The sequence below is a fragment of the Dysgonomonas sp. BGC7 genome (genome assembly GCF_001261735.1).
Taxonomy (GTDB): Bacteria; Bacteroidota; Bacteroidia; order Bacteroidales; family Dysgonomonadaceae; genus Dysgonomonas.
This window is the reverse complement of sequence record NZ_CVRP01000001.1, coordinates 295,677-319,492: the sequence shown is the minus strand read 5'-3', so window position 1 is coordinate 319,492 and position 23,816 is coordinate 295,677. Positions and strand designations below refer to the sequence as shown.

Here is a 23,816-nt window from a genome sequence, read left to right as displayed (position 1 = left end):
ATATTATTCATCACTCTTTTTCTATTGAATATTGGGTATAAATGCAGACAGGGATGCCAACACCTCATTTCTACTTACATTATCTCTGGGAATGAGCAATATGGTATCATCACCTGCTACAGTTCCCAAGATATATTGGGTTGCTTTATTATCTATTTCTCCGGCAATAGCCATTGCATATCCCGGTCGGGTTTTGATTACTGCCAAATTTCCGGAAAATTCGATACTTAAAAAGCCGAACGAAGAAAGAGGTGGTAATTCTTCCTGCTGAATATTCTGAATGTTTTCGGGTAGCTGATATGTATAGCTCCCCTTGGCCGTGGGTACTTTCACTATTTTCAGCTCATTAATATCGCGAGACAGAGTAGCCTGAGTGATACTAAAGCCTTTCTCGATCAATATTTTCAGAAGCATTTCCTGACTGTTGATGTCGGAAGTTTGCAGTACTTCTTTTATTATTTTATGTCTATTGTTTTTAGTCATCAATGTATAAATATACAACAATGATGCAAAAATATACATAATATTGCATATTAAAAATTAATTGCAGACAAAAAATGATAAAATAGAGCACACAAAGTATAATTTCAGGAAAGAACGTACTTCACTTCTTTAAATGCAAATTTTCGCTCTGTGCCGGTTTCTGTTTCGAGGACTAAGATACCATCTGGCCGAACATCTTTAATTCGGGCATGAAAGTCTTTTGTATTATCATTAAATAGATGAAATCCTTCACGTCTAAACAATAGATCTTTATATGCAGAGATAATATATTCGTTATTCTCCTGCAACATACAATTATAATACAGCTCTATATTGTTACAGACTTCATTCAATATAGCTTGTCTATCAAGTTCAACTCCTGTAATTTGTTTTAGAGAAACAGGATTGGGTGCATTACTCCTAAAATCTTCCTGATTGATATTTATACCAATACCTGCAATAGATTCCTTTATTTCCTCACCACTTAAGGAGTTCTCCATAAGTATTCCGCAGATTTTCTTTTGCTGCCAATATATATCATTTGGCCATTTGATAGAGATATCAGATGTGTATTTTCCTAAAGCCTTTGCAACCCCTAAAGAGACTATTTGCGATATTATAAACTGTTCGTTTGCCTTCACTCTCACAGGATATAACAACATACTGAAAAGGAGATTTTTTTCAGGCTCCGATTCCCAGCCATTACCACGTTGTCCTTTACCTGCTGTCTGAAAATCGGTAGAGACAATCGTATACTCCTCTACAGCTTGTTCTTGCAATAGTTTTTTCAGGTAATTATTTGAAGAATCGGTTTCGCCGAGATGAATAACAAGGGACATTACTTCGCTTTTAAATATTCTTGTTGTTTTACTTTTGGCAACTTTTTGATAACCTCATCTACCGAATGTTGAACAAGTTCTTTTATAAGATTGTCAGGCACATCGCTTTCTATAACTATTGTATTCCAATATTTTTTATTCGAGTGATAACCCGGACGTATCCCTGTGTATTTCTCGCGTATCTCTATCGCTACTTCAGGATCGCATTTCAGGTTCAACCATATTTCACCATCTCTGGATTCAAGTCCCATATATGCAAACATCTTATCCATTACCTTAAAGACCAATGTATCTTCTCCAAAAGGGAAAGATTCGGTTGCACCTTTCATCGTTAGGCATGCTTCTCTGGCTTCTTCTATATTCATATCTATTTCATTTCAATTTATAGGAGGTAAAAATGCATCATCCAAATGTTCTACTTCGAAATTTTTCCCTGTCCAGATAACTGAAACTATATCGAAGCGTGCGGGAAGATCAATATCATTTTCTTTCAGAAAATAATCGGCGGCATCAACTATATGCTTAATCTTCTTCTTTGATACGGCATCTTCCGGATTCCCCCACTGATCAGAACTTCTGGTCTTTACTTCAACAAACACAATAAAATCCTCATTACAGGCAATAATATCTATTTCGTATTTCTGGTAGAACCAATTTCGCTTAAGAATTTTATATCCGTTGTTTATAAAATGAGCTACCGCAACCTCTTCTCCCTTTTGCCCTAAGATATTATGATCTGCCATAACATACTCTTTATTAAGAAACTATTGTAATCTTTCCTGTTTCCCTGTCATAGACCGGCACTTTGTTTATTGTATTTTCACTCAGACAATAATCGACTGAATCTTGCAGATTATTTGCCTCAAGACGTTTGATATGCTCGGTCTTGTTTATATAATCGCGTACATTGACTTTCGCTTCTGCCCACATAGACATAGCTACAAGTGTAGCATCGAAAGATGTCTGATAGCCCTTCTGTGCCAATAGAGCAGACAAAGCTCCGCCAAAAAGTGAATCCTCGATATTAAAGCGATTGTTCCATCCGGCGCATAGTACAATAACATCTTTTTGCCTCGACGAGCAAAATTCGGCAATCGCACTTATATTCGAAAAAGCTCCTATTATCAGATACTCTGCATTACGGGCTTTTTCTATTGCTTGCGTACCATTGGTTGTTGTAAAAACTACATCTTTGCCCTGTACAGCTTCTTTAGTGTAATCGAAAGGAGAATTACCAAAATCGGCAAAATCGCAGCGCTTTACATTTCTTTCGGCTCCTACCAGATAGCCTTTAGTCTTATATTCCTTCGCTTCTTCTATACTGGCAACGGGAATAATGCATCTTGCACCATTATTCAGAGCAGCACACATAGTTGTAGTAGCTCTGAATATATCTACAACAACGACAATTTTCTGATTATCATTTTCGCTATAATACGGATAAAGTGCGGGCGAAAAACAGACATCAACTTTCATTATAGTGCAGCCTTTAATCTAGTCAATTTAACAAGCAATCCTTCCAACTGATCAAGCGGCAACATATTTGCTCCATCGGAAAGTGCGTTTGCTGTATCAAAGTGCGTTTCGAGAAATAGTCCGTCTACACCTGTTGCAATACCAGCCTTACACATTGTTTCTATCAACTGTGGCTGTCCTCCTGTAACGCCCGAAGCCTGATTCGGTTTTTGCAAACAGTGAGTAGCATCGAGTACCACCGGAAAACCAAACTCTCTCATTTCGGGGATCCCCCTGAAATCGACTACAAGATCTGAATAGCCAAATGACGTTCCACGATCTGTGATGATAACGTTATCATTGCCCGAATCTACAACCTTCTGTGCAGCAAACTTCATCCCGCCGGGAGCAAGAAACTGTCCTTTCTTTATATTTACAATTTTCCCCGTTTGAGCAGCAGCAATAAGCAAGTCTGTCTGACGACACAGGAATGCTGGGATCTGTAACACATCTACATATTCGGCTGCCATAGCAGCTTCGTGCGTTTCGTGTATGTCTGTAACTGTTGGTATATCAAACGTATCTCCTACTTTCTTCAATATTTTGAGAGCTTTCTCGTCTCCTATACCAGTAAAGGAGTCTACGCGTGAGCGATTCGCTTTTTTATAAGAACCTTTGAAGACGTATGGTATATTCAAATCTGAAGTAATTTTCATAATTTTTTCTGCAATACGAAGAGCCATTTCTTCACCCTCTATAACACAAGGTCCTGCTAATAGAAAAAAGTTATCATTCTTTAAATCCTTAATTTTCATATTAATCCGTTTGATTATAAATTTATTTGCAAATATTTTATTCAAAGGTACAAATATTATAGCTTCCTTACATTTCGTATTACGAGAAAAAGGAAATATAGAAAAAGTTTAGGCACTTGTTTAATTTAAACTTTGTAAAAACATTAAATAGGTGAACCAAATTCACTATATTTAGTTTATATTCTAAATAGGTATAATATATGGCTAAGAGGAAAAGGAAGAACTTTGTTCTGGATACTAATGTAATATTGCACGACTTCAGGTGCCTTGATAATTTTGAAGAAAACGATGTATATCTTCCCATCGTAGTGTTGGAAGAGCTTGATAAATTTAAAAAAGGAAACGATCAGATAAATTACAATGCTCGCGAGTTTCTTCGCCAATTAGATGCTATAACCGATGATAACTTATTTACAGAAGGTACCCCACTAGGTAACGGCTTAGGTAAATTATTTGTAGAAACAGGAATAAAAGCGCAGGAGCGGGTCTATCAGATATTTCCTGAAAGAATTCCCGATCACAGGATTCTTTCTGCTGTAATAGAAATATCGGAAAGAGACGCAAAGGTAAAAACCATTCTGGTAACTAAGGATATCAATCTGAGGATGAAGGCCAGAGCTATTGGACTGACAGCTGAAGACTATATCAATGACAAAGTTGTAGATGTACTATTGTTCGAAAAGCAACACAAGACATTCAAAGATATGGATTCTTCTGTTATCGACAGGCTATATTCTACACCTGAGGGTATAAGTCTTGATGAATTCGATCTGGATATGGCTGTCACAGCTAACGAATGTTTTGTGATGAAGAATGGAAAGAAGAGTGTACTCACACGCTACAATCCTTTTACAAACAAGATAAGCCGTATAGAGAAACAAATTTGCTATGGGATACAACCCCGCAATGCCGAACAAAGTTTTGCAATAGAGGTATTGATGGATCCTGAAATAAAGTTGGTTGCCATCACCGGAAAAGCAGGAACAGGAAAAACTCTTTTGGCTCTGGCCGCCGCCCTGAAACAAAGCGAAAATTTTGAACAGATTCTACTCGCTCGCCCTATCGTAGCACTGGGAAATAAAGAACTTGGTTTTTTGCCGGGAGATGAAAAGCAAAAGATTGCCCCGTACATGCAACCCTTGTTCGATAATCTTTCTGTTATTAAAACCCATATTCCTTATGGAGGAGCAGAATCGAGAAATATAGAAGAAATGCAAAAGTCGAAAAAGCTGGAAATAGAGGCTTTAGCATATATACGAGGACGTAGTCTTTCTGAAATGATATGTATTATTGATGAGGCACAAAATCTTACTCCTCACGAAATAAAAACAATAATTACCAGAGCCGGAGAAGGAACCAAAATGATATTTACAGGAGATTTGCAACAGATTGACTCGCCCTATCTGGATGCTCAGTCGAACGGTCTGGCTTATGTAATAGATAAAATGACAGGGCAGGATTTATTTGCTCATGTAAATCTTGTGAAAGGAGAACGGAGCCGCTTATCAGAAATCGCAAGTACATTATTATAAAGAATAATAAAAACAGGAGGGTTGCTTTTCAGCAACCCTCTATAATATATATTTCATATAAAATCTCTTTAAAATGTAAAGTCGAACGAAATCCGAAATCCATTTTTACTTACATTCGGATGTCCCAGATAATTTACACGTCTCACATAATCTATACGGAAAAACTTCAGTATATTTTCTATACCTATATTATATTCCATATATGGCTTCCCTTTTTCAGTAGAATATGTTTCTTGAGGGAATAATAACAAATTCCTATTGTGTAAAGGATTATTTCTATTGCTCAGTTCTCCCAGAAATCCTCTAAAACCAAATACTTCTCTCCATTTCAGAGTTTTCAATAAAGGTACCCGGTTAAACAGCCATCCTCCCATATAATAATACACTTCCCACGAAACCTGAGAATCATGTATAAACTCTAGAGGCTCTATCAAATAATAATTCCCATTTTGTATTGTGTATGAATTATTGGCACTTGGTGTAATCAAAAAAGGGAACGGAGTTTCGCCCCATATTTTTTCTGCCTGAACGGATAGATTCACTTTTCCATAAGGAGAAATCCAGAAATTCTTAAACACAGAAAAAGAAGTCTTATTGTAATGGAATTGCCCCCCGAATATATTTTCTAAAGCTATTGTATGAGACAAATTGAAAATCATCTTTTTTGAGGTCAGAGAGTTCCTCTTACGCCGTTGCTGAAAAAACTTCTCGTTTGGGGCATAGCGCAGAGCTAACATCGCTTCTGTCGTTCTTATTCTCCTTATACGATAAATATCTCCGGCATCATTCTGTTTCTCGAACGAGAGCGTACCAGCAGGAGATTCATCAAATGTTTGTCCGGTAAGTTTAAAAGAAAATCCACCATAATATTCTTTCTGATAAGCAATCTGAGTCTGGCGGTTATATGTTAGTTTTTTGTTGCTCGATGTCTGCAATGACATAAATATATTGTCTCTTTCGGCCTGAGTATATCTTTGACCTAACGTATTTATGTCGTACTTATACGCTATTGAAATATTACTTTTTGGAAACTCATCCTTATGATTCTCCACTTTATTGAAAGCCCAGGTTGCCTCTGCATAATATTTGAATTTCTCGTCGCGGGTACCATATGCACCATAACCATAAAAATAGAGATGAGGGTGTAAATTTTTAGTAGTAGAAAAGGTCAGACGCAACCGATTACCTTCTATAGAATTATAACTATATAATGTAGGAAGAGTACCTATATCCAATTTGTTTTCCTCCGGGTCTTTCGATGTTGGTACATAACCCGAAGCAATAACTTTTCCTCCGTTGAGTAATACTTTAAACAACAATACCTTATTTACATCTTCCATCATCTGATCCATTTTATAGTCTTTCTGATGATCGGGAGGACGGTTCGAAGACCAGTAGAGTTTACTCCTTTTAGTATAATCTTTCTCAAAAGCCTCGGGTGCAGCTATGATAAAGATAGGATTCATCGGCTTATCCAACACTACATTCTCATAAGAAATCGTTTTATCTACATAGAATTTGACAGCATCAAGCATTGTTAAATCAATAGCCATCCTATGTTCTTTGGGTATCCATCGTCCATCCGGCCTTTTCGCAAAATCTTGTATAATAACAAGATCTCCAATAAAGTTGATATTCATTTTTTTGGGTGTACGAAGCACTGCCTTTTTTACTGCATATGCACTATCTAACGATATATAAAGATTACCTGTAAAACCAATATCCCGTGAATTGAACGGAGCGAAATCCAGCTTTACGTACCTTTCACTATCTATATTTACAGTATCAGAAATATACCATCGGTAAAAATCAATAGACCTGCTTGAACTAAGAGGGCTTATAAATTCCTGAAAAAGAAAAAACACAGAATTATCCGACAACGAAATATCTTTAAAGACTTCTTTTATAATAGCATCCAGCCCCTCGGTCTCAAATGCCTGGTCTAGCCCTTGAATCTGATAGGCTTTTACTATCCGCTTATCTGCTTTCGGATCTTTCCTATAATACACATCCGTGATTTTCTCTCTGACAGAAACAGGTAAAATAGCCTTACTCTCAATAAGCGAGGTATCTACATATTGAGGAAGGAATTTATATCTCTTAAATTGAGGTTGATCAGGCTTAAAATCATTTAAAGCAAAAAAGATTCGTTCATACTCCTTGTATTGATAGTAATCATTTGAGGTTATATTGTTACTGTCTTTATGAGCTATTACTTTTTTGATCAATTCTACAGCCGGATTGTTTTTCTTCGAATATTTCTCTTTATGTGGACGTACCACAACTTCATTCAGCTGCTTGTCTGCAGGCTCCAGATATATCTCTTCGGTAGTCATCACACCGGGATGTATTACAAACTTCTTAGATGTGTACCCCAACAATGAGACTGTAACCGATGTCTGATTATTTCTGTTACTTATTCTGAATTCCCCCTCTTCATCAGAAAAGGTTCCTATAGATGTATTGTCGAAAACAACAGATACAAAAGGAAGTTTTTCGCGTGTAGAAGCATCCTTCACCACCCCTTTTAATATGGTAGGAGACTGTGCTAATGCAGCAAAGCAAGCCATAAGAAAGAGAAATAAAAAATAAGCTCTTTTTATGTTCATAATACATTGCGATGCCTGCCCCATTGTCTCTCTTTTTGAAATACTTTACTTTATCAGAAATGAAAAATTAAGAGCAGTATTGTTGACAACCCTAGCCACTCTCAATTTTTCATTATATTAGATTGTACAACTCATTATTCGTTGCACAAAATTATCATTTTTTAATTAATAAGCTTTCTATAGCGTATCCGTTTAGGCTCTACATTACCCATACGAGCTTTCTTATTTTCTTCGTACTCGCTATAGCTACCCTCGAAGAAAAAGACTTCCGAGTTGCCCTCGAAAGCAAGTATATGAGTACAAATACGATCGAGAAACCAACGGTCGTGGGAAATAACAACTGCGCAACCGGCAAAGTTTTCCAAACCTTCTTCTAATGCTCTAAGGGTATTCACATCAATATCGTTGGTAGGCTCATCAAGCAATAATACGTTTGCTTCAGACTTCAAGGTTAAAGCCAAGTGAAGGCGGTTACGCTCTCCTCCGGAAAGTACTCCCGTAAGCTTTTCCTGATCTCCTCCCGAAAAATTGAAACGGGATAAGTATGCCCGCGCATTAATTTCACGCCCTCCTACTCTAACAAATTCACTTCCTCCCGATATTGTTTGATATACCGATTTGTTAGGATCTATATCTGCATGTGACTGATCTACATAACCTATTTTTACAGTTTCGCCAACTTCAAATGTTCCTTTATCAGCAGTCTCTATACCTTGTATAAGACGAAACAGAGTCGTCTTTCCTGCACCATTAGGGCCAATAATACCTACAATACCCGATGGAGGCAACATAAATTCAAGATTGTCAAACAACAGCTTATCTCCAAAAGCCTTGCTTACGCCATGCGCCTCTATCACCTTATTACCTAAACGCGGGCCATTAGGTATAAATATTTCGAGTTTTTCTTCGCGCTCTTTCTCGTCCGAATTTAGCAGTTTCTCATAATCATTCAAACGGGCTTTACCTTTTGCCTGTCGGGCTTTCGGAGCCATTCGCACCCAATCCAACTCTCGTTCGAGAGTTTTTCGGCGTTTGCTGGCTTGCTTCTCTTCCTGCGCCATGCGTTTAGTCTTTTGCTCAAGCCAAGAAGTATAATTACCTTTCCAAGGAATACCTTCACCACGGTCGAGTTCGAGAATCCATCCGGCAACATGATCGAGGAAGTAGCGGTCGTGGGTAATACAGATAACTGTACCTTTATACTGTTGCAAATGTTGTTCCAGCCAGTCGATAGATTCCGCATCCAGGTGGTTGGTAGGCTCATCCAGCAATAATACATCAGGCTCCTGCAACAATAGGCGGCAAAGAGCTACACGGCGCGCCTCTCCTCCCGATAGGTTAGCACACAGTTGATCTTCCGGCGGACAACGAAGGGCATCCATCGCTCTCTCCAATTTATTGTCTATATTCCATGCATCGGAAGCATCTATCTTATCTTGCAACTCTGCCTGACGAGCAAAAAGAGCATCCATCTTATCTGCATCTTCATAATATTCGGGCAATCCAAATTTTTCATTAATGCCTTCATATTCGTTGAGCAGATCTATTATAGGCTGCACACCTTCCTGTACAATTTCTTTTACAGTTTTGGTAGGATCTAATTTAGGATCCTGTTCGAGATAACCAACAGAATAACCTTTGTCTGATACTATTTCACCCTGATATTCTTTATCTAGTCCAGCAATCATTTTCAGCAAAGTAGACTTACCGGAACCATTGAGCCCGATAATACCAATTTTTGCTCCATAAAAAAATGAGAGATAGATATTTTTTAGTACTTGTTTTTGCGGTGGATAGACTTTACCAACCCCAATCATCGAAAAAATAATTTTTTTATCGTCTACAGACATGGATACTTTTTATTATTAGGTTTTTATTTTATTAATTTGAAATAACTTTGACATATAGAATCATTCATTATTATATATAACACGCTTTTTTTCACCAACATTGTATCACTTAACAAACGGTTTTTTTCCGACACATTGTATAGAAAAAGTGTATCAAAGCTCTTCTTATACTTACCTTTTACTCGATTATCATAGAAGAATGCACCTGAACTATGCACCTCGTACTCTCCATTATTACTTAAATACAACACATCTTGACTTTGAGTACCTTCTCGATATGCTTTTAGTACAATTTCGCCCTTCAACGTCGTGCCATCATTACAACTGATAAATACTAATACTGAAACTATTGTAAAGAAAACCTTAACGATATGAGTCATAATCAAGCTATTTTTTTTACTTCTGATAAAGGAAACGTTTTATACTACGTTTCGGAGTTTTTTCAAACTCTTCGTCCTGCAACCTGAAGTTAACGACTTGACTATATTTTGGCAATCGCTTATTTATAGCTTTCATTTCGATTACAAAAATAGAAGAATAATCGGCTTCTTTCACATCATGCTTCTTTAAATAATCTTTATCGGGATATATAAGAACCACAAGTTTTCCATTTTCTTCTATAATCAATGATTCTGAAACATAAGGTGAATTATTGAAAAAGTCCTCTATTTCTTCAGGATATATATTTTGTCCCGAAGGTCCTAGTATCATAGTCTTACTGCGGCCTTTAATAAAAATAAAACCATCTCTGTCTATTATACCAAGATCTCCCGTATTTAACCAACCTGCTCCATCCAATACCTGCTTGGTAGCCTCTTCGTTTTTATAGTATCCGAGCATTACATTCTGCCCTTTTACTATTATTTCGCCTGTTTCGGTTTCCATATTTGAAGAATCTATACGAACATTCATCCTATCTACAGGACGCCCACAAGATGCTTGTTTATAAGTTTCCCAATATTCATACGAAATAAGAGGCCCGCATTCGGTCATTCCATAACCAACAGTATAAGGGAACTTTATTTCCGAAAGAAAAGCTCCTACTTCCTTATTTAGTGCAGCTCCACCAATAACAACTTCAACTAACTTATTGCCGAATACAGGAATAAGTTTCTCTGCCACTTTCTTGTATATTTGCTTCTTAAAGAATGGGATCTTCAATAGGGTTTTCACTGGTTGCTTCTTAAATTCGGGGAAAACTCTCGTTTGCACTATTTTCTCTATAATAAGAGGTACAGCCAACACCAACGTAGGGTTTACCCGGGCAAAAGCGTCCATTATGATCTGTGGAGAAGGCACACGGGTTAAGAAATGGATATGACACCCTTTGGCAATAGACAATAATATTTCGAAAGCCAACCCGTACATATGAGCCATCGGCAACATACAAACTATTCCATCTCCCGCCTTTACAAATTCTATACTATCTATTGCAAACCTTGTATTAGACCACAGGCTGCGGTAAGGAATCATAACACCTTTAGGATTACTGGTTGTACCCGATGTATAATTGAGGACAGCAAGTTCGTCAGGAGACTCGTCATGATATATTATATCAGCCTGCCCAAACCCTCTTGGATATTTTTTCAGAAAAGCTTGCTCTAAATCAGAACATGAGTTTAACAACTGTGCCGATCTGGATTTTTGAGCCGAGAAATCGTCTAGCAACAAGATTGTTTCCACCTTTGGCATTTGTACAGGATCTATCTTCGACCACACATATTCGTCTGCAAGGACAACCCTAGCATCTGAGTGATTTACAAGAGTATGTATATTTTCTCCACTAAAGTCGTGCAGTATAGTAGTAATAACAGCTCCGTAAGTCAGCGATGCAAAAAAACCGACAGCCCAATTCGCCGAATTTCGTCCGCAAATAGCTATTTTATCGCCTTTCTGTACTTCCATATCATCGAATAAAATATGAAGTTGAGCTATTTTCTTAGCAAAATCTTTATATAAATAGGTTTCCCCGTTATAATCGGTCAGAGCAGGACGCTCCCAGTTGTCACATATTCCATCTCTGATGAGCGTCAAAAATTTATTATTTTCCATAGATTCATTCTAAAAGTGATACCTGCAAATGTAATGAAAATCTAAAACCCGCGCTATTATAAATTATTAAATAAAGAACATTTTTTCACAAAACATCCACATTAGATATGCAAACATATCCATTAAACCTACATTACAAAAATATATGTAATGTAAAACACTGAAAAATCAGAGCAAAGTTCCATTCTCAGCTATATCAAGACAAGGAGTATTTAGCTTTGATAGGTGAAGAAACAATAAAATGCTTATTTTTGTGTTTTATTAATAATAACGAAATTAGGTAGCGATCTCTACGTGTCACAAAATAAAATAATAAATACACTTCTCTCTTGTATTGGTGTATTCTTAGTTATTTTCTCATTATCGTGTTCTAACCAAAAGAACACAAGTTTGACACGTTTATATCACTCCGTAAATACCCGCTACAATATACATTTCAATGCCGAAGAGGCATATAAGGAAGCCCTAAAAGCAAAACAACAAAATAGTGATGAGAATTTGTCGGAAATGCTTTACATATTTCCTGACAACTCGGACACAACCGACATCCAATCTGGCGGAGGTAGTTTTACAACAACAATAGATAAAACGACGAAAGCGATAAAACTACATTCGATAAAAACCAAGCCTAAGCGAGATCCCAATCGCCGCAACGATGCAGAATATCAGGCTTGGCTGCAACAAAAAGAATACACTCCCTTCATGGATAAGGTCTGGCTGTTACTAGCAAGAGCCGAGTTTCATGATGGAAACTATCTACGGGCAATCACTACTTTTATGTATATAACCAAAATATACAGCTCCAACCCCGATATTGTTGCTGAATGTAATCTGTGGATAGCCCGTGCTTACACAGAAATGGGATGGATATACGAAGCCGGAAACATTTTGCACAAAATGGAATTGGCCGGAGGTGCTCCCGAAAAACAAAAAGCTCTTTATTCGGCAGTTAAAGCAAATTTTCTTATTCGCACAAATGAGCTAGCCGGATCTGTCCCATTTTTGGAATATGCCATAAAGAAGGAGAAGGACAAGTATCAGAAGCTAAGGATGAAATATCTGCTTGGGCAACTGTATGCAGAAATCGGAGATAAAGAAAAAGCCAACAATGCTTTCAGCTCTGTACAAGGCATGAATACCCCTTACAAATTTACTTTCAATGCCAAATTGCAGCAATCTCAGTTAGACACATCGAAAGGAAAAGATGGCATTGTTTCGTCATTGAACAAAATGGCCAAAAGCTCTAAAAACAAAGATTATCTAGATCAGATATATTACAGTATAGGAAATATATACATCAACAATTCCGATACTACCCGAGCTATAGAGAACTACAGAAAGGCCATACAGGAAAGCACACGCAACGGATACGACAAAACTATTGCACAAGTAGTACTTGGCGACATTTACTTCAATCAACGTGAGTTTGTAAAAGCTCAACCTTGCTATCAGGATCCTCTTTCTGTATTAAAGAAGTCTCATCCCGATTATCCTCGAGTAGCCCTTCGTTCCGATGTTCTGGACGAGCTAGTGGTGCATGTGAAAACAGTATACGAACAAGATAGCTTGCAACATCTGGCTAGTTTGCCAGAAGGAGAGCGACTTACCATAATTAACCAAAAGATAGAGCAACTAAAAAAAGAAGAGGAAGAGAAACAGAAACAAGCAGAAAGAGAGAAACAAAGCGCAGAAAGGGAAAACAGAATAGGATCGTGGGGCGATTTGGAAAAAGCATCTCTTTTTGAACAAAACAATCCGCAAAAACCAGCCCAGACACTACCGCAAAATACCTCGGGACAACAGCAAAGTACCCCAACTTCTTTTTATTTCTATAACGAGCAAGCTGTCAGTCAAGGTAAAATAGCATTCCAAAGACAATGGGGAAAACGAAAATTAGAAGATGATTGGCGAAGAGGTAGCAAAACAAGCTTTTCTTCTTCCCTATCGGACGTAGAGAATGAAACAGACTCTATTGCAGAAAAACAAACAGATATTGTCATTAAGGACGATCTTTCTCCGACAACATCTGATTCGCCAATTGTAGAAGATATATATTCTGTCGATTATTACTTGCAGCAGCTACCTCTTACCCCCGAAGCTGTAACTCAATCAAATGTATTGATAGAAAATGCCCTGTTCAATATGGGGAAAATCTACAAAAACAAACTCGAAGATATGTATCTGGCCATAGATGCCTTTAGTACAGATATAAGACGATTTCCTCAAACGCCTAATCTCGAAGAAATATATTATCAGCTATTCCTTATATATATGCAGATGGGAAACAGGGACATGATGGCTGATTATAGAAACAGGTTACTATCTGAATTTCCGGAAAGCCATTATGCAACACCATTGTCAGATCCTGATTATGAATGGAACTTCAGACATATGCCTATCTTGCAAGATTCACTCTACAATGCGGCTTACAATGCTTACCAGAATGCAGACACAAAGGTTGTGAGAGAAAACTATCAAACAATAAATACTAAATATCCGTTCACAGACCTGATGCCTAAGTTTGCACTTCTCAACGCGCTATCTTATGCACAGACGAAAGATATTAAAGGTCTGAGCGATAATCTGAAAGAGTTAATAGCAAAATATCCGAAATCGGATGTAACACCTCTGGCCAACGAAATCCTAGACAGAATAAAAGACGGCAAGATTATACTATCTGACGGATCTCCTATCACAGAATTCGACTGGAGCAAGGCGTATCTCTCTGATAATGCTACAGCAGATGAAGAAGGAAAGACATTGGCTTTCTCAGACAGTATCGACACAGAGTATCTGTTGATGCTAATGTTCAAATCGAACACAATAGACCGAAACGAATTACTCTACGAAGTAGCTGATTACAACTTTTCAAATTATGTAATTCAGACCTTCGACCTTAACTTCGACACAGAACCTCCATACGATATTTTACAAATAAAAGGATTCAAGTCGTTTTCCAATATCAGATCATATCTATATAAAGCATTTGCTTCGGGCGGATTGATGACTAAGATAGATACTACAATAATTGCTGTCCCTATATCTGTCGAGAATTACACTAAGATGTTACCTCGCTTAGGGATGGAACAATATAAAATATTCTTCGCCGAGCATCATAAAGATGACCTGCCTTCCATCGTCAGACATTGGAATAATGAGAATGTAGAGGTAGAGACTGTAGAGGAAACTATAGTTGACACGCCTAAAGAGCAATCAACAATTGCACCTGACATTAAAGAAAAAGATAGAACGCAAATTAAAGAAAAAGATGCTCCGGTATCAGCAGACAACAACAAGCAAAAAGAAGTTGATGAAAAACCTGTAAAAACAGACAACGATAAACAAATAAACGCAGATGATCTGCTAACTAAAGACCAGTTGGAAAAAGCAGGTAAGGTAAACGATGCTATAGAAACTGTAGAGGATATCATAAGCAATCCGGTAGATGGCATTAAGAATCTTTTCAAGAAATTCAACAACAGCGACAACCTTACTAAAGAAGAAAAGGCCGCCATTAAAGAAGAAAAAGCAGCAGAAAAACAAAGACAGAAAGAGCTGAAAGCAATAGAAAGAAGCAAGCTCGACTCTATAAAGAAAATAGAAAAAGCATATAACGATTCCGTTGCCAAAGCTGAAAAGGCAATACAAGATTCGATAAAATCGGTAGAGAATGAACGCAAGCAACAAATAAAACTTGACGAACAGAAGAAAAAAGAAGCGGAAAAAGCTGCTATAAAAGCTAAGGAGGACGAGCGTAAACAGAAGGAAGATGAGCGCAAAGAACGACAAAGAGCTAACGAAGAACGCCTCCGCCAATTAGAACAAGAACGTAAAACTAAAGAAAAAGCCAGAGAAGAAGAACGCAAGACTAAAGAACAAGAACAAAAAGAACGATTACGCCAACGAGAAAAAGAACGGGAAGAAAAGGAAAAGACCAGAGAGCAAGAGCGCAAAGAAAAAGAAAAGCAAGCCGAAGAAAGGCGCAAGGCCAGAAAAAGCTGAAACAGTAACTACATTTCATCTTAAAATAGCTACTTTTGCATAGATTTTAAAATGAATTAGTTGTGATTTCAGTAGAAGGATTGACCGTAGAGTTTGGCGGATTTACCCTGTTCGATGATATATCGTTTGTTGTAAATAAAAAAGAGAGAATAGCCCTTGTCGGGAAAAATGGAGCAGGTAAATCTACTATGCTCAAAATATTTGCAGGTATGCAGCCTCCCACAAAAGGCAACGTTTCTGCTCCCAAAGATACTACGATAGGATATCTGCCTCAGCACATGACGCTGAAAGAAGGTAACACCGTGTTTCAAGAAGCATCGCTCGCATTTGAACATATCCACAAGATAGAAGCTGAGTTAGACAATGTAAATCAGCAACTTGCCGAAAGAACAGACTATGAGTCGGAAGCATATCACAATCTTATCGAACGGTCTTCCTATCTGAACGAACAGTTTCTTATGTCGGGAGGTAATAACTTTCAGGCAGAAATAGAGAAAACTCTAATTGGTTTAGGATTCAAAAGAAGCGATTTCGAACGCCCTACAAGCGAGTTTAGCGGTGGATGGCGCATGCGTATCGAATTAGCCAAACTGCTACTTCAACGCCCCGATGTTCTGCTCCTCGACGAACCTACCAATCACCTCGATATAGAATCTATTCAATGGCTCGAAAATTTTCTTTCCACACGAGCCAATGCTGTTGTGCTAGTATCGCACGACCGGGCTTTTCTAGATGCTGTTACCCAACGAACTGTCGAAATCTCGCTCGGACGCATCTATGACTATAAAGTACCATACAGCAAATATGTGGAACTGAGAAAAGAACATCGTGAGCAACAGATAAGAGCTTTTGAGAATCAACAAAAACAAATACAGAAAACGGAAGAATTCATCGAACGCTTTCGTTACAAAGCGACAAAAGCCGTTCAGGTACAATCTCGTATCAAACAACTTGACAAAATCGAGCGTCTCGAAGTTGATGATGAAGACAATGCAATGCTCAATCTTAAATTTCCTCCTGCGCCTCGTTCCGGCTCTTATCCCGTCGTTGCCGAAAATGTAGAGAAAAGCTATGGAGATCATCTCATTTTCAAAAATGTAACACTCACCATACACAGAGGAGATAAAGTCGCCTTTGTCGGTAAAAACGGAGAAGGAAAGTCGACTCTTGTAAAATGTATTATGGGAGAAATAGACTTTAAGGGAAAACTAGAACTGGGGCATAACGTAAAAATAGGTTATTTCGCACAAAACCAAGCTCAGTTGCTGGATGAGAACAGAACTGTATTCGAAACCATAGATTATGTTGCTGTAGGCGACATACGCACCAAGATAAGAGATATTCTTGGAGCTTTCATGTTTGGGGGCGATGCTTCCGACAAAAAGGTAAAAGTGCTTTCAGGGGGTGAACGCAGTCGTTTGGCAATGATACGTCTGCTATTAGAACCTGTTAATCTTTTAATATTGGATGAGCCTACCAACCATCTCGACATGAAATCGAAAGACGTATTGAAAGAGGCTTTGAAAGAGTTTGACGGCACGGTGATAGTAGTATCGCACGACCGTGATTTTCTGAACGGATTGGTAGACAAAGTATATGAATTTGGCAACCAGCATGTAGTTGAGCATCTTGGAGGAATTTATGAGTTTCTTGAAAAAAAGAAGATGGATAGCCTAAAAGAATTGGAGGTAAACAACAATACTTCACCAAATTCCGCTACCTCCGAAAAAGTAGAAACCACAAAGCCTGTAAACAATCTATCATACGAAGAACGAAAGGAACTTGCCAGACAAATAAAGCGAGTGGAAAAACAGATAGAGGAAATAGAGCTCAGCATAGAAAATAAAGAAATAGAAATAGGCAATATAGAAGAGAAACTGACAACACCCGAGGGTGCCTCTGATTCTTCTTTATTCGAAAAACATGGCTTACTTACAAAAGAATTACAAGAAGATATGAACCGTTGGGAGACGTTAACTGTTGAATTAGAGCAGCTATCCGGCAATCAATAAACGAGTTTAAAATATCAGATTTTAGTTGAATACGAAGTTTTTATTTTACCGCCAGAATCATTTAAGTTTATCTATATACAGATAAACAAACCGATAATAGAAAGAAAAAATGGCAAATAAAAAAGTAAGTAAAAAGAGTACAACTTTGTCAGTTTTTAGTTAAAATTTCATTTTACGAAAACGACAAGAGGTTGCTTAAAAAAGGGAAACAGATACTAGTTCAAACAATTAGAGAATATATATTTTAATTATATTATATGAGAACAATTCATTATTTACCATTTGCAGTTCTCGCCTTTGCATCATTCAGTTGCAAGGACAAGACAAATAATCAAAATTCGATGGAAGAAGTTAAATTTAGCATTTCCAATCTGGATACAACAGCAGTTCCGGGCAATGATTTTTATCAATATGCCACGGGAGGATGGGCAAAAGCCAATCCTATAAAAGACGAGTATTCCCGTTACGGCTCATTCGATCAGTTGGCTGAAAAGAATCAAGAGCAGGTTAAAGGACTTATCGAAGAATTAGGAAAAGCCCAGCATAAGCAAGGATCGTCGGAACAAAAAATAGGAGACTTGTTTGCTCTGGGAATGGATAGTGTAAAACTAAACAAAGAAGGAGCTAGTCCGATACAACCACAACTGGATAAAATAAACGGAGCATCTACAGTTCTGGACATTGTAAAGCTAACAGGAGAAATACGCAAATATGCCAGCAATCCATTTTTTGCCGTATATGTAGGCCCTGATGACAAAAACAGCTCAATGAATATAGTTCATCTTTATCAGGATGGGCTGGGACTCGGAGAACGTGATTATTATGTTGCCACAGATTCTACTTCAGTAGCTATTCGCAAGGGTTACCTTCAGTTGATTAAAACTCAATTTGAAAATAGCGGATACTCTGTCGACAATGCTCAAAAAGCAGCCGATGCAGTTATGAGGATTGAAACCGAATTAGCAAAAGCCCACTTCAAAAAAGAAGATACGAGGAAACCTGAGCTCAACTATCATAAAATGAAGGTAGAAGATCTGAACAAGAAAGTAACTGATTTTGAATGGAATGAGTTTTTCGGGGCAGTAGGAGCAAAAGGATTTGATGAGCTCAATGTATCACAGATAGAGCCAATTGTTGCTGCAATTAAATTAATACACTCTTCTCATATAGAAGATACAAAAGCATATCTTTCTTGGTGTGTAATAAATACAGCCGCTACAGAATTAAGCGATAATTTTGTTAATGCAAACTTCGATTTCTATGGCAAACAGCTTAGTGGAAAAAAGGTATTGCAACCAAGATGGAAACGTGCTGTAAATACAGTAGATGGTTCATTAAGCGAGGCTGTAGGGCAAATGTATGTGGCTAAGTATTTCCCTGCTGAAGCTAAGACACGTATGCTTAAGCTGGTTTCGAACCTGCAAGAAACATTAGGAGAGCGTATTAATAATTTGACATGGATGAGCGATGTAACAAAAGAGAAAGCTCAGGAAAAGCTAAGAGCATTCCATGTTAAGATCGGCTACCCAGACAAATGGAAAGACTACTCTAGCCTCGAAATAAAGAGAGATGATAGCTATTGGGCAAATATCGTCAGGGTTAATGAATTCAATTATATTGAGATGTTGAATAAAATCAATAAGCCGGTAGACACTGAAGAATGGCATATGCCTCCTCAAATGGTAAATGCTTACTACAACCCTACAACTAACGAGATATGCTTCCCCGCAGGAATCCTGCAACCTCCTTTCTTCTATCTGAACGAAGATGACGCTGTAAATTATGGCGCAATTGGTGTCGTGATAGGACATGAAATGTCTCACGGATTCGATGACCAAGGTTGTCAATACGATAAAAATGGGAATTTAGCTAATTGGTGGACACCAGAAGACTCTAAGAAGTTTACTGAACGGGCGCAGGTACTAGTAAATCACTTCAACAAAATAGAAGTACTGCCGGGAGTGTTTGCAAACGGGGAGTTTACCCTAGGCGAAAACATTGGTGATTTCGGAGGCTTGCAAATATCATACAATGCCTTTACAAAAACAGAAGAAGCTAAAAATAGCACCCCAATAGACGGCTTTACTCCAGCTCAACGCTTTTTCCTTTCCTATGCTAGTTTATGGGCGGGTAATATTCGCGATGCGGAAATTCTTCGCCTTACAAAAATTGATCCTCACTCTTTGGGTAAATGGAGAGTAAACGGGACTTTGCCACATATCAATGCTTGGTACGATGCCTTCAATATTACAGAAGGAGACTCTTTATATATTCCGAAAGAAAAACGTGCAGACATATGGTAATACATCATCAGGGAACTGATCTAATATAAGAAAAGGAAGGATGATTGATTGTCGGTCATCCTTCCTTTTATAACTGTATAATCTCTTAAATATCGTCTTCTGTAGCAACAGCTATACTTTTATCGCATCCTACCTTCTCTTTCATAACAGAGAATTTCCAGCCATAAAGCTTATAGAATACAGCTAATATGATAGCTCCAAAAACGATGATCTCAATAAGTCCGCCCACAGGGTCTACTTCCGTAACTCTGAATACTGCTGCAGTTTGGAAAGCAGATGATGGATGAGTCATAAATAGGCTTATAAATATATTGTTAGCAGCATGAACTCCCATTGCCAATTCTATACCATCGTCGAATATACTTATTAGACCAAACATCAAGCCCATTAGAATATATTGAGGCATCATAATAGCAAAGCCAAACTCTTTCACTTCAGGATTTGCAATATGAAGCAACCCGAATAATACAGAAGGAATTATAAGAGCCAGCCATCGACTTCCGGTAAAGGCACCAATACCTTGAGCAAGATATCCCCGAAAAGCTAATTCTTCGAAAGCTGTTTGAAAAGGGAGAAATAGAAAGGAAAGGATTAGAAGCGGGATAAAAGACGAAATATTGAACTGAAGAATGAACACAGATGGGTTGAGCAGATATGAGATACCTAATGATATAATCATCAAACATGTCCAAACCCCTGCTCCTACAAAATAACGCCTCCATCGTATTTTACTTGTTCCATTAATAATCTGCTGTATGCTTTTTTTGTCTATTAGCTTGATAAATATGACTAGCATAAAGAAAGCCAACACTAAAGGAAAAACCATTAACGCAAACACCCAATTGGACGACAAACCCAAGGTAGAGGGATCGGAAGGATCGAATCCGAAACCCAACCCCTCTTGCGCTGTTTTCACAGCAACAGCTATTATCAATGGGAATGAGCCTATAATACTGGCTCCAACAAATGTTACTACTAGTATAAATATACAGATAAAGAGCTTCTGTCCTTTCTTATTATCTGTTAAGGCACTTTCTAAGTGATTCATATATCAAATTGTGGTTTAGTATATATTTGTCGCAAAGTTAAAGATAAAATTACAAAGAAAACATAAAACTAAACCAACATACTGTATAGATATATTCTAGTCTATTCATCGCTGATGATTGAACAACCAAGGTGCTAGTTGTGTCTCTTTAAATGTATTATCCCAGCTATTATGATTTACTCCTTTATATTCAGTATATTCGACATCACAACCAAGACGCTTTAATTCTGTATAAATACTTCTGGAATTTTCGACAGGAACTACAGAATCCGAATCACCATGAAAAAGCCAAACTGCTGTATTCTTAGCATAAACAGGTAGTTTAGACAAGTCACCACCTCCGCAAATAGGAAATGCTGCTACAAACACCTGTGGCATACGCCATAACAACTCCAATGTACCCATTCCTCCCATAGAAAGGCCGCCTACATATACTCTGCTTGTATCTACCTTACCCGACGAGAGCCAATTTTGGATTAATGACATCAAAGTCTGCATAGGTTCGGTAGGCCTGTCTGTCATACCAAAAGTTATAGTCATCTTATCTCCTATCTGATGTCTTACTATTCCTGCCCAGTATGAATTTTCAGGACATTGAGGAGCTATAACTATAGCCGGATTCTGAGAATAAAAATTATCTATCAAAAACTGTCGTCCATGAGTAAGCTGCTTTTCATTATCACTCCCCCTTTCTCCTGCTCCATGTAAAAATATCAACAAAGGATATTGTTTGGTTTCATCATAATTTCCCGGAAACATTACCTGATAGGGTAAATTATAGCCATTTACCATAAATGAAGCACTGTGGAATTGAGAAAACAGAGATACTGAGCAAATCAGTAAAATGAAAGTAAATAAATGTCTTTTCATATATTCTAAATATTAAAGTTATTAGTAGTCTCTAATAGCACAAATATACCTATAAAGCTTCAGTCTTTACCCATTCGGATGTACCATTTTCATTAATTGATTCTATTGCAAAATAGTATGCTTTTGTCTTATCCATACCCTGATAATAATATTCATTTACATTGTGTACCATAACACAATTATATAATTTATCCGGCTCTGTTCCGATATAAATATTATAAGCATAGGCATCCTCTACCGGTTGCCACTTAAACCACAGGTTGCGCCTATCAGTATCATTGCCACGAAGAGCCATAAACTGATTTACTGATTTTGGTTTATCTCCCGATCCGAATCCGAATACTCGAAATCCGGAAATAGCAAACTTACCTGTAGGTATATGAATATTCTCCATTTTCAGGTATCGGGCTCTTACTGGTGTTACCAGTTCTACGTAGTCGTGAGGCACATCTTTCGTATTTTTACTTTTATCGACAAGCAACTGCCATTTTTTCCCATCTAATGAATAATAAACTTTATACTGATGATAAATATCATACTGCTTGCCCATAAACTCAGCATCTTGATCGGCATAATTGATCTGAACAGCATGAACCGTAGAAACCTCTCCCAGATCGGAAATCAACCATTCTCCTTTTTCTGCTGTTTTGGCACTCCAATATGTCTTTATATTTTCATCTACTATATTATTAGCATAAAAAGCCCCCAGAGTAGACGATACCTGAACAGGTTTATTATAGTTTAAAAGCATCCATCCCGTAAAACGGCTTTTCAGATGATCTGTTTTACCATCCGGTATGTAATGGGGATAATCTCCAAATGCGGTATTGCAATACATGACATCATCTTTGTCAAATCCCGCAGGCCAGATGCCAATGCGCCGTTCAAAATTATTTTTTACATTTATTACCATTGTAGATGTATGCCAGTAATTGCCCCAACGGTCGGTAAACGTAGCTCCGTGTCCTGCTCCCCGGATAAATCCTCCGGCTTTCATACTAAGTGGCAACGAAACATGTTCGAAATGCCCGAGTGGACTATCACCCACGGCAACCCCATCTCCATAGTGACTAAACTCGGTTCCGGGACCTCCCCATTGTAAATAATATTTACTATTATGTTTTGTCATCCATGCTCCTTCCATAAAAGGTTTTAGGAAGGTATTATCCATATGTTCACCAAAACGATGCCAGCCTATTTTATCATAATCGAGAAGCAATAATTCCTTGCGTGTGCCAATAGGTTTAAATGTACCTCTGTCGAGTTCTATTCCATATAGCGGATATACATTGCTACTACCGTTATACATATATAGCTTTTGATCATCGTCGACAAAGAAGGCAGGATCCCATCCTCCTATATCAAAATGCTCAACAGCTTTTGACCATTCATTTCCTTTAGGATTTGTACTCACCCAAATAGGAAACAAGCGAGAATAGGTAGATCCGAAAACACAAAGAGAATCTCCCTGTACCCATGCGGCAGGTGCACAAAGATCGTCCCATTTGTTAGGAATCTGGTCTTTTACATCTTCGGGCAGAAACTGACGCGACACAAAATTCCAATTGAGCATATCGCTGCTCCACCAATAGCCTGTTTGATTGGTAGAGAAAAGATAATAATCTCCTTTATAATTTACAATCGTCGGATCGGCAGATGTCCTGTGCTTTCCCCAAGTAAGGAAATTCGGGATAGGACCGTATCCATAATCTATATTTATTGGATTACAGTATGTCTTCTGTTGTGCCGGAAGATAAAAAACAGCCATTAACAGTAATAGCAGAAGTATATTTTTTCTAATTTGTCTCATTATGTTCTCTCTTGGTATCAATTTTCTCTCAGATCAAGGACTTCAATTTTAACTAAAAAGTAACGAAAGTAACGGATTTTCTACTGTTTCATTTTGTTACTTCCATTTATCCTGTCAGAATATATATTAATATAGT

17 protein-coding genes are annotated in these 23,816 nt (G+C 37.7%); 4 read left to right on the top strand and 13 right to left on the bottom strand.

Annotated elements, in window-relative coordinates:
- Positions 1-21 precede the first annotated feature (21 nt).
- From argR to kdsA, 6 genes are all read right to left on the bottom strand, one after another.
- The gene (gene argR / locus BGC7_RS01250) at positions 22-522 is read right to left on the bottom strand and encodes an arginine repressor (RefSeq protein ID WP_050699724.1); all 501 of its coding nucleotides are present in this window, start codon (positions 520-522) and stop codon (positions 22-24) included.
- Positions 523-587: 65 nt separating this feature from the next.
- A complete protein-coding gene (locus tag BGC7_RS01245; RefSeq protein ID WP_050699723.1) occupies positions 588-1,322 on the bottom strand; it encodes a biotin--[acetyl-CoA-carboxylase] ligase in 735 nt (244 codons plus the stop codon).
- Positions 1,322-1,687, bottom strand: a complete 366-nt coding sequence (locus tag BGC7_RS01240; RefSeq protein WP_050699722.1) for an MmcQ/YjbR family DNA-binding protein — start codon at positions 1,685-1,687, stop codon at positions 1,322-1,324. The genes BGC7_RS01245 and BGC7_RS01240 overlap by 1 nt, the downstream gene beginning before the upstream one ends.
- Positions 1,688-1,699: 12 nt before the next feature.
- Positions 1,700-2,065 (bottom strand): YraN family protein, encoded by a 366-nt coding sequence (locus tag BGC7_RS01235; protein ID WP_050699721.1) that lies wholly within the window; start codon positions 2,063-2,065, stop codon positions 1,700-1,702.
- Positions 2,066-2,078: 13 nt separating this feature from the next.
- Positions 2,079-2,798: a 2-phosphosulfolactate phosphatase gene (locus BGC7_RS01230; protein WP_050699720.1), complete on the bottom strand. Its 720-nt coding sequence runs from the start codon at positions 2,796-2,798 to the stop codon at positions 2,079-2,081.
- Complete coding sequence (gene kdsA / locus BGC7_RS01225; RefSeq protein WP_050699719.1) at positions 2,798-3,592, bottom strand: 3-deoxy-8-phosphooctulonate synthase; 795 nt, start codon at positions 3,590-3,592, stop codon at positions 2,798-2,800. Before kdsA ends, BGC7_RS01230 begins: the two co-directional genes overlap by 1 nt.
- Before the next feature lie 200 nt (positions 3,593-3,792).
- On the opposite strand from kdsA, the gene BGC7_RS01220 reads away from it, so the two are divergent.
- Complete coding sequence (locus BGC7_RS01220; protein ID WP_050699718.1) at positions 3,793-5,124, top strand: PhoH family protein; 1,332 nt, start codon at positions 3,793-3,795, stop codon at positions 5,122-5,124.
- Between the two features lie 68 nt (positions 5,125-5,192).
- On the opposite strand, the gene BGC7_RS01215 is transcribed toward BGC7_RS01220, so the two are convergent.
- The 4 genes from BGC7_RS01215 to BGC7_RS01200 all read right to left on the bottom strand — a co-directional run bounded on the left by BGC7_RS01215 (position 5,193) and on the right by BGC7_RS01200 (position 11,635).
- A complete protein-coding gene (locus tag BGC7_RS01215) occupies positions 5,193-7,733 on the bottom strand; it encodes a DUF5686 and carboxypeptidase-like regulatory domain-containing protein (protein ID WP_242034401.1) in 2,541 nt (846 codons plus the stop codon).
- Positions 7,734-7,894: 161 nt separating this feature from the next.
- A complete protein-coding gene (gene ettA / locus BGC7_RS01210; RefSeq protein WP_050699716.1) occupies positions 7,895-9,583 on the bottom strand; it encodes an energy-dependent translational throttle protein EttA in 1,689 nt (562 codons plus the stop codon).
- 23 nt (positions 9,584-9,606) lie between these two features.
- A complete protein-coding gene (locus BGC7_RS01205; protein ID WP_050699715.1) occupies positions 9,607-9,963 on the bottom strand; it encodes a hypothetical protein in 357 nt (118 codons plus the stop codon).
- A 16-nt stretch (positions 9,964-9,979) separates the two neighbouring features.
- Positions 9,980-11,635 (bottom strand): AMP-binding protein, encoded by a 1,656-nt coding sequence (locus BGC7_RS01200; protein WP_050699714.1) that lies wholly within the window; start codon positions 11,633-11,635, stop codon positions 9,980-9,982.
- 390 nt (positions 11,636-12,025) lie between these two features.
- Here BGC7_RS01200 and BGC7_RS01195 point away from each other — a divergent pair, with 390 nt between their 5' ends.
- The 3 genes from BGC7_RS01195 to BGC7_RS01185 all read left to right on the top strand — a co-directional run bounded on the left by BGC7_RS01195 (position 12,026) and on the right by BGC7_RS01185 (position 19,952).
- A complete protein-coding gene (locus BGC7_RS01195) occupies positions 12,026-15,637 on the top strand; it encodes a type IX secretion system periplasmic lipoprotein PorW/SprE (RefSeq protein WP_199318976.1) in 3,612 nt (1,203 codons plus the stop codon).
- Positions 15,638-15,699: 62 nt separating this feature from the next.
- The gene (locus BGC7_RS01190; RefSeq protein WP_050699713.1) at positions 15,700-17,649 is read left to right on the top strand and encodes an ABC-F family ATP-binding cassette domain-containing protein; all 1,950 of its coding nucleotides are present in this window, start codon (positions 15,700-15,702) and stop codon (positions 17,647-17,649) included.
- Between the two features lie 257 nt (positions 17,650-17,906).
- Positions 17,907-19,952, top strand: coding sequence for a M13 family metallopeptidase (locus BGC7_RS01185; protein ID WP_050699712.1), 2,046 nt, complete (start codon positions 17,907-17,909; stop codon positions 19,950-19,952).
- 85 nt (positions 19,953-20,037) lie between these two features.
- On the opposite strand, the gene BGC7_RS01180 is transcribed toward BGC7_RS01185, so the two are convergent.
- The 3 genes from BGC7_RS01180 to BGC7_RS01170 form a co-directional block, all read right to left on the bottom strand.
- Positions 20,038-21,000, bottom strand: coding sequence for a CPBP family intramembrane glutamic endopeptidase (locus BGC7_RS01180; protein ID WP_050699711.1), 963 nt, complete (start codon positions 20,998-21,000; stop codon positions 20,038-20,040).
- A 105-nt stretch (positions 21,001-21,105) separates the two neighbouring features.
- Complete coding sequence (locus BGC7_RS01175; RefSeq protein WP_050699710.1) at positions 21,106-21,870, bottom strand: carboxylesterase family protein; 765 nt, start codon at positions 21,868-21,870, stop codon at positions 21,106-21,108.
- Positions 21,871-21,919: 49 nt separating this feature from the next.
- A complete protein-coding gene (locus BGC7_RS01170; RefSeq protein WP_185112931.1) occupies positions 21,920-23,680 on the bottom strand; it encodes a family 43 glycosylhydrolase in 1,761 nt (586 codons plus the stop codon).
- Positions 23,681-23,816 lie beyond the last annotated feature (136 nt).

Excerpts from the sequence above, each read along its gene's own strand:
- argR (WP_050699724.1), bottom strand. The coding sequence starts at position 522 with ATGTATATTTTTGCATCATTGTTGTATATTTATACATTGATGACTAAA.
- BGC7_RS01245 (WP_050699723.1), bottom strand. The coding sequence starts at position 1,322 with ATGTCCCTTGTTATTCATCTCGGCGAAACCGATTCTTCAAATAATTAC.
- BGC7_RS01240 (WP_050699722.1), bottom strand. The coding sequence starts at position 1,687 with ATGAATATAGAAGAAGCCAGAGAAGCATGCCTAACGATGAAAGGTGCA.
- BGC7_RS01235 (WP_050699721.1), bottom strand. The coding sequence starts at position 2,065 with ATGGCAGATCATAATATCTTAGGGCAAAAGGGAGAAGAGGTTGCGGTA.
- BGC7_RS01230 (WP_050699720.1), bottom strand. The coding sequence starts at position 2,798 with ATGAAAGTTGATGTCTGTTTTTCGCCCGCACTTTATCCGTATTATAGC.
- kdsA (WP_050699719.1), bottom strand. The coding sequence starts at position 3,592 with ATGAAAATTAAGGATTTAAAGAATGATAACTTTTTTCTATTAGCAGGA.
- BGC7_RS01220 (WP_050699718.1), top strand. The coding sequence starts at position 3,793 with ATGGCTAAGAGGAAAAGGAAGAACTTTGTTCTGGATACTAATGTAATA.
- BGC7_RS01215 (WP_242034401.1), bottom strand. The coding sequence starts at position 7,733 with ATGAACATAAAAAGAGCTTATTTTTTATTTCTCTTTCTTATGGCTTGC.
- ettA (WP_050699716.1), bottom strand. The coding sequence starts at position 9,583 with ATGTCTGTAGACGATAAAAAAATTATTTTTTCGATGATTGGGGTTGGT.
- BGC7_RS01205 (WP_050699715.1), bottom strand. The coding sequence starts at position 9,963 with ATGACTCATATCGTTAAGGTTTTCTTTACAATAGTTTCAGTATTAGTA.
- BGC7_RS01200 (WP_050699714.1), bottom strand. The coding sequence starts at position 11,635 with ATGGAAAATAATAAATTTTTGACGCTCATCAGAGATGGAATATGTGAC.
- BGC7_RS01185 (WP_050699712.1), top strand. The coding sequence starts at position 17,907 with ATGAGAACAATTCATTATTTACCATTTGCAGTTCTCGCCTTTGCATCA.
- BGC7_RS01180 (WP_050699711.1), bottom strand. The coding sequence starts at position 21,000 with ATGAATCACTTAGAAAGTGCCTTAACAGATAATAAGAAAGGACAGAAG.
- BGC7_RS01175 (WP_050699710.1), bottom strand. The coding sequence starts at position 21,870 with ATGAAAAGACATTTATTTACTTTCATTTTACTGATTTGCTCAGTATCT.
- BGC7_RS01170 (WP_185112931.1), bottom strand. The coding sequence starts at position 23,680 with ATGAGACAAATTAGAAAAAATATACTTCTGCTATTACTGTTAATGGCT.